6 protein-coding genes and 1 pseudogene are annotated in these 6,499 nt (G+C 68.7%); 4 read left to right on the forward strand and 3 right to left on the reverse strand.

Annotation, left to right across the window (positions count from 1 at the left end; genetic code table 11):
* A pseudogene (locus ACK42S_RS14365) lies at nucleotides 1–180 on the reverse strand (efflux RND transporter periplasmic adaptor subunit); the annotation flags it as partial.
* Between the two features lie 185 nt (nucleotides 181–365).
* Here ACK42S_RS14365 and hpnC point away from each other — a divergent pair.
* Genes hpnC through ACK42S_RS14385 form a run of 4 tightly spaced genes read left to right on the forward strand, consistent with a single transcriptional unit; the run spans nucleotide 366 to nucleotide 4,131 of the window.
* A complete protein-coding gene (hpnC, locus tag ACK42S_RS14370) occupies nucleotides 366–1,202 on the forward strand; it encodes a squalene synthase HpnC (protein ID WP_409708908.1) in 837 nt (278 codons plus the stop codon).
* Nucleotides 1,199–2,035, forward strand: coding sequence for a presqualene diphosphate synthase HpnD (gene hpnD / locus ACK42S_RS14375; protein ID WP_409708911.1), 837 nt, complete (start codon nucleotides 1,199–1,201; stop codon nucleotides 2,033–2,035). Before hpnC ends, hpnD begins: the two co-directional genes overlap by 4 nt.
* A gap of 2 nt (nucleotides 2,036–2,037) precedes the next feature.
* Nucleotides 2,038–3,321, forward strand: coding sequence for a hydroxysqualene dehydroxylase HpnE (gene hpnE / locus ACK42S_RS14380; protein ID WP_409708914.1), 1,284 nt, complete (start codon nucleotides 2,038–2,040; stop codon nucleotides 3,319–3,321).
* A gap of 42 nt (nucleotides 3,322–3,363) precedes the next feature.
* The gene (locus ACK42S_RS14385) at nucleotides 3,364–4,131 is read left to right on the forward strand and encodes an IclR family transcriptional regulator (RefSeq protein WP_409708917.1); all 768 of its coding nucleotides are present in this window, start codon (nucleotides 3,364–3,366) and stop codon (nucleotides 4,129–4,131) included.
* Nucleotides 4,132–4,165: 34 nt separating this feature from the next.
* Here ACK42S_RS14385 and pbpG read toward each other — a convergent pair whose 3' ends face one another.
* Nucleotides 4,166–5,248 carry a D-alanyl-D-alanine endopeptidase gene (gene pbpG, locus ACK42S_RS14390; protein WP_409708923.1) on the reverse strand — a complete coding sequence of 361 codons (1,083 nt, stop codon included), beginning with the start codon at nucleotides 5,246–5,248 and terminating at the stop codon, nucleotides 4,166–4,168.
* A 176-nt stretch (nucleotides 5,249–5,424) separates the two neighbouring features.
* The coding region (locus ACK42S_RS14395) for a 2-isopropylmalate synthase (RefSeq protein ID WP_409708920.1) at nucleotides 5,425–6,499 on the reverse strand (1,075 nt) is incomplete at its 5' end.

Genomic DNA, 6,499 nt, shown 5'->3' on the forward strand with positions numbered 1-6,499 from the left:
CTTGGTGCGGCCCCCCACCTCGGCTGCGTATTCCTGCCTGCCGGTCGCCGACCGCGGGGCCAGCGTCAAAGTGCGCACGGCCCGCACCGGCTCCTGCGGCGGCGGCGAAGGAGAGCAGCCCGCCAGCAACCCCAAGGCTGCAGCGAGGACGATGGCAAGGGGGGACGAGGGCGTGGACATCAGGGGGGCCTTGTGCACAAAGAGATCGCCGGCCGTCCCGCGCAGCTCTGCGAGGCGCGGCAAGGACTGGGAACGGACACCGGCAATTTACTGACTGACCGGTCAGTACTCTAGGTTCAGGCTGGCGCGATGTCAAGACGCCGCCGCGCATCAGCCCCACCCCAAAGGCGTGGACAATCGCCCCCGTGAGCGTGGACCACTATGAAAACTTTCCCGTGGCGTCCTGGCTGTGCCCCCCTGCACTGCGCCCGGCCGTCTCTGCCCTGTACTGGTATGCCCGCACGGCCGACGACCTGGCCGATGAGGGCCGCCGCAGCACCGCACAACGCCTGGCCGACCTGGCCGCCTATCGCCGCGACCTGGCCGCCACGGTGGCCGGGCAGGCGGCATCCGAGCGCTGGCCCCAGGTCTTCGGCCCCCTGGGAGAAGCCCTGGCTCGCCACCGCTGGCCGGTGAGCCTGCTCGAGGACCTGCTCAGCGCCTTCGAGCAGGACGTCGTCAAGCACCGCTATGTGGACCGGCAGGAACTGCTGGACTACTGCCGGCGTTCGGCCAACCCCATCGGGCGGCTGCTGCTGCATCTGCTGAACATCGATGACGAGGCCTCGCTGCGCCAGTCCGACGCCCTGTGCACGGCCTTGCAGCTCATCAACTTCTGGCAGGATCTGGGCGAGGACACCGCACGCGGCAGGCTGTACATCCCGCTGGAGGACTGTGCCCGCCACCGGGTCCCCCCGGCCTCGCTGCTGGCCCGGCATGAGACGCCGGCCACCCAGGCCCTGGTGCGCGACATGGCCGAGTGGGCCCGTGGCCTGATGCACGAGGGCGCCCCCTTGGTGCACCGCGTGCACGGACGTTTCGGCTGGGAGCTGCGCCTGGTCGTGCAAGGCGGGCTGCGCATCCTTGAGAAAATCCGCCGCCTCGACTACGCCACCCTTCACACCCGCCCCGTGTTGCACCGCCTCGATGCCCCGATCCTGCTGTGGCGTGCTGCCCGGATGCCTCGCTTGCCAGCCCCATGACCCCCCAGCAATACGTCCAGGACAAGGCCGCGGCCAGCGGGTCGAGCTTCTACTACGCTTTCCTCTTCTTGCCGCCCGCGCGCCGCGCCGCCATCACCGCCTTCTACGCCTTCTGCCGGGAGGTCGACGACGTGGTCGACGAAGTGAGCGATCCCGGTGTCGCGCGGGCCAAGCTCGGCTGGTGGCGCCAGGAGATTGCCGAGTCCTTCGCGGGACGCCCGAGCCACCCGGTGATGCAGGCCCTGATGCCACACGCCGCGGCCTACGGGATCCGCGCCGAGCACCTGCTGGCCGTCATCGAGGGCTGTCAGATGGACCTCGACCAGACCCGCTACCTCGACTACGCTGGTCTGCAGCGCTACTGCCACCTCGTGGCTGGCGTGGTCGGCGAGGTGGCCAGCGGCATCTTCGGGCGCACTGAAGCGGGCACCATCGACTACGCGCACCGGCTGGGCCTGGCGCTGCAACTGACCAACATCATCCGCGACGTGGGCGACGACGCACGCCGTGGCCGCATCTACCTGCCGGTCAGTGAACTCCAGCAGTTCGACGTGAAGGCCCACGAGATCCTGAACCGCGTCTACAGCGATCGCTTCACGGCCCTGATGCGCTTCCAGGCCGAGCGGGCCCACCGCTGCTATGACGAGGCCCTGGCCCTGCTGCCATCGGCCGACCGGGCCTCACAGAAACCCGGCCTGATGATGGCCAACATCTACCGCACCCTGTTGCGCGAGGTGGAATCCACTGGCTTCCAGGTGCTGCACCAGCGCATTGCGCTCACGCCGGTGCGCAAGCTGTGGATCGCCTGGCGCACCCATTGGCGGGGACGCTGAGCATGACCCGCCGCCTGGCAGTGATCGGTGCCGGCTGGGCCGGCTGCACGGCAGCCGTGCAGGCCGTGGACGAAGGCTTCGATGTCACCCTCTACGAGATGGCCTCCCGCCTGGGAGGCCGCGCCCGCCGGGTGGACATCGAGGGCGCAGCGCTGGACAATGGCCAGCACATCCTGATCGGCGCCTACACGGAATGCCTGCGGCTGATGCGCCAGGTGGGCGTGCGCACGACGCTGGACCTGCTGCGCACCCCGTTGCAGTTGGTTCATGCCGACGGCAGCGGCCTGCGGCTATCCCCCGGCCGCCCCGTGCCGGCGCTGCTGAACGCCATCATGCACCACACCGGATGGCCCCTGGGCGAACGCCTGGCCCTGCTGCGCTGGGCCGGCCTGTGGGCCTTGCGCCGCTTCCGTTGCGACGCGGCCCTCACCGTGGCGCAGTTGTGCGCCGGCCTGCCCTCGCGGGTGCGCGAAGAACTGATCGACCCGTTGTGCGTGGCCGCTCTGAACACGCCGGCGGGACGCGCCAGTGCCGCTGTCTTCCTGCGCGTGCTGCGCGATGCGCTGGGCTCGGGGCCCGGCGGCAGCGACCTGCTGTTGCCGCGCACCGACCTCAGCGCCCTCTTTCCCGAGCCGGCCGCCCGCTGGCTCGAAGCCGCCGGCGCGCGCGTGCGACGCGGTCATCGAGTGGTCGCGCTGGACCGCCGCGGGGCCACGTCCTGGCAGGTCGATGGCGACCCCTATGACGCAGTGATCCTGGCATGCCCGCCCGGCGAGGCGGCCCGACTGGCACGCCCCCACGCCGCGACGTGGGCAGACCGGGCGGACAGCCTGCGTTTCGAACCCATCGTGACGGTCTATGCCCATGCGGCGGGCGCCCGGCTGCCGCTGCCCATGCTCGCATTGCGCAGCAGCGACACCGCCCCGGCCCAGTATGTGTTCGACCGCGGCCGGTTGGGTGGCCCCACCGGCCTGCTCGCCTTCGTGATCAGCGGTGCCGGCCCCTGGGTGGCCCGGGGCCTGGACGCCACCGCCCAGGCCGTCCACGACCAAGCCAGTCGCGAGCTGTCTCGCTACCTCCGGCCTCCCCTGCGGCTGATGCGCACCCTCGTCGAGAAGCGCGCCACCTTCCTGTGTGAACCGGGCCTGCAGCGCCCGCCGTCGGCCATCGCGCCCGGGCTCTGGGCGGCTGGCGACCACGTGGACGGCCCCTACCCCGCCACCCTGGAAGGCGCCGTGCGTGCGGGGGTCGCCGCCGCTCGGTCGGCCGCCGGCTCCCCCTCTTGATTTCGCCATGCAAAACTTGTCGTTTCAGGAGACAATCAGGGCATGAGAAAGTCCGACGGCCACACCCCCACCATTCAGGTCCTGGAGCGCATGTTCGCTTTGCTGGACGTGCTGGCTGCCCACCAGGACCCGGTTTCGCTGAAGGAAATCAGCGCCCAGACCGGGCTGCACCCCTCCACGGCCCACCGCATCCTGAACGACCTGGCGACCGGACGCTTCGTCGACCGGCCCGAGGCCGGCAGCTACCGGCTGGGCATGCGCCTGCTGGAACTGGGCAATCTTGTGAAGGCTCGCCTGGACGTGCGTGATGCCGCCCTCGGGCCGATGCGTGAACTGCACAAGCTCACACACCAGCCGGTCAATCTCTCGGTCCGCCAGGGCGATGAAATCGTCTACATCGAACGCACTTACAGCGAGCGTTCGGGCATGCAGGTGGTGCGTGCCGTCGGGGGCCGCGCTCCCCTGCACCTGACCTCCGTCGGCAAGCTCTTCCTGGCCCAGGACGACGCCCAGCGCGTGCGGGCCTATGCCACCCGCACCGGACTGGCGGGCCACACCCGCAACAGCATCACCGATCTGGGCACGCTCGAACGTGAACTGGCCAGGGTGCGCCAGTTCGGCTACGCGCGCGACAACGAGGAACTCGAGTTGGGAGTGCGTTGCATGGCCGCCGGCATCCGGGACGATCAGGGCAAGCTGGTCGCGGGCCTGTCGATCTCCGCCCCGGCCGATCGCCTCGAGGACACTTGGCTCGAACGCCTGCAGTCCACGGCCGCCCAGATCTCGGCAGCCCTGGGCTATCGCGGCTGAGGTCGGACCACGCCTTGCCCGATCCAGTGGGCACTCAGGACGTCACACGCGGGTTGCCTTCGGCCCCCAAGCCCTCGGAAGCGCCCACCCCCTGCTCCAGCAGCCAGCGGCGCACCCGTTCGGCATCGCCGAGCCGGGAGAAGCGCCCCGCCGAATCGAGAAAGACCATGATGAGCTTGCGTCCGGCCAGCTCGGCCTGCATCACCAGGCAACGGCCGGCCTCGGCGATGTAGCCCGTCTTCTGCAGGCCGATCTCCCAGCTCGGATTGAAGACCAGGCCATTGGTGTTGCGGTAGTGCAGTTGCCGCTTGCCCACCACCACCTGGTACTCGGGCGAGGTCGACAACTCCCGGATCAAGGGCACGTCATAGGTGGCCTTCACCAGGACGGCCAGGTCGCGGGCGCTGGACTGGTTTCGGCTGGACAGGCCCGTCGGTTCGACGAAACGGGTGTCATGCATGCCCAGTTCCCGGGCCTTGCGGTTCATCGCAGCGACGAAGGGGCCCAGGCCGCCCGGATAGTGACGCCCCAGCGCATGGGCCGCGCGGTTCTCCGAGGACATCAGCGCCAGATGCAGCATCTCTTCGCGGCTCAGGCGGGTCCCCACGGCCAGCCGGGAACGGCTGCCCTTTTCGGTATCGATGTCCTCGCGCGTGATGGTCAGCATCTCGTCCAGCGGCTGCCCGGCCTCGATCACCACCAGGGCCGTCATCAGCTTGGTGAGCGATGCGATCGGCAGCACGGCCTGGGGGTTCTTGCTGAACAGCACTTCTTCGGTGTCCTGGTCGAGCACCAGAGCAACGCTGGACTTCAGATCCAGGGGATCGTCCACAGCATGCAGCCCGAACGCCTGCCCGTAGGAAACGCGCGAGGTCGCGGAAGCCGCCGTGACACGCTGCACCACGGGACGCTTGGCCGCCACCGAGGACCGGCCGGCCGACACCGGCGGGCGCGAGCGCGCCACGGAACGACTGCTGCGCTGCGCCGACCGGGCCACAGGCTTCTTGCCCGGCGATTCCGCCACGGCGCGCTTGCTGACCGAAGCCGTCGGACGCTTGCCACCGTCCTGGGCCGCCAGCAGCGGCCCGGGCGCGCACAGACCCACCACCAGGGCCATCCCGGCCACCAGCCCCTGCCACACCCTTGCCCAAACCGCTCGCGTCACTGCCCAACTCCCGCAGTCATGGACGGCGAGTGTAGGCGATCAGAAAAAGACGCGCAAGATCAAAAACTTACGTACTATTTCTCAAGTTCCACTGAAAACGTGACGCCCAGGAGCACCAGGTCCAAGGGTCAACCCTGAGCCGCCACACGCTCGTTCTTGCTGTGCAGCTTGTTCAGCGCGGCGAGATAGGCCTTGGCCGAGGCCACCACGATGTCCGGATCGGCCCCCACGCCGTTGACCACCCGTCCGCCATGCTGCAGGCGGATCGTCACCTCCCCTTGCGATTCCGTGCTGCCCGACGTGATGGCATTGACCGAATACAGCAGCATCTCGGCCCCGCTTTGCACGTGGGCCTCGATGGCCTTCAGGCTGGCATCCACTGGGCCGTTACCGTCGCTTTCGCCATGGAATTCCCGATCCCCGGCGGCGAAGACCACCTTGGCATGGGGGCGCTCACCGGTCTCCGAGTGCTGGGACAGAGCCAGCAGGCGGTAGTGTTCCTGCTCGTTGGTCACGCTCTCGTCGCCCACCAGCGCGATGATGTCCTCGTCGAAGATCTCGCTCTTGCGATCGGCCAGCTCCTTGAACTTGGCAAACGCCGCATTGATCTCGGCCTCGGATTCCAGCTCGATACCCAGCTCCTGGAGGCGCTGCTTGAAGGCATTGCGCCCCGAGAGCTTGCCCAACACGATCTTGTTGGCCGTCCAGCCCACGTCCTCCGCGCGCATGATCTCGTAGGTGTCGCGGGCCTTGAGCACACCGTCTTGGTGGATGCCCGAGGCATGCGCAAAAGCATTGGCCCCCACCACGGCCTTGTTGGGCTGAACGACAAAGCCCGTGGTCTGCGACACCAGCCGCGAAGCCGGCACGATCTGCGTGGTGTCGATCCCCACCTCCAGCCCGAAGTAGTCGCGGCGCGTGCGCACGGCCATCACGACTTCCTCGAGCGAGCAGTTGCCGGCGCGCTCGCCCAGGCCGTTGATGGTGCACTCCACCTGACGCGCCCCACCGATCTGCACGCCGGCCAGCGAATTGGCCACCGCCATCCCCAGGTCGTTGTGGCAATGCACCGACCAGACGGCCTTGTCGGAGTTCGGGATGCGCTCGCGCAGGGTCTTGATGAAGTTGCCGTACAGCTCGGGCACCGCATAGCCCACCGTGTCGGGAATGTTGATGGTGGTGGCCCCCTCGTCGATCACGGCC

The organism is Caldimonas sp. (assembly GCF_046289365.1).
Classification (GTDB): Bacteria; Pseudomonadota; Gammaproteobacteria; order Burkholderiales; family Burkholderiaceae_C; genus Caldimonas.

Excerpts from the sequence above, each read along its gene's own strand:
- pbpG (WP_409708923.1), bottom strand. The coding sequence starts at position 5,248 with ATGGCCCTGGTGGTGGGTCTGTGCGCGCCCGGGCCGCTGCTGGCGGCC.
- hpnE (WP_409708914.1), top strand. The coding sequence starts at position 2,038 with ATGACCCGCCGCCTGGCAGTGATCGGTGCCGGCTGGGCCGGCTGCACG.
- hpnD (WP_409708911.1), top strand. The coding sequence starts at position 1,199 with ATGACCCCCCAGCAATACGTCCAGGACAAGGCCGCGGCCAGCGGGTCG.
- ACK42S_RS14385 (WP_409708917.1), top strand. The coding sequence starts at position 3,364 with ATGAGAAAGTCCGACGGCCACACCCCCACCATTCAGGTCCTGGAGCGC.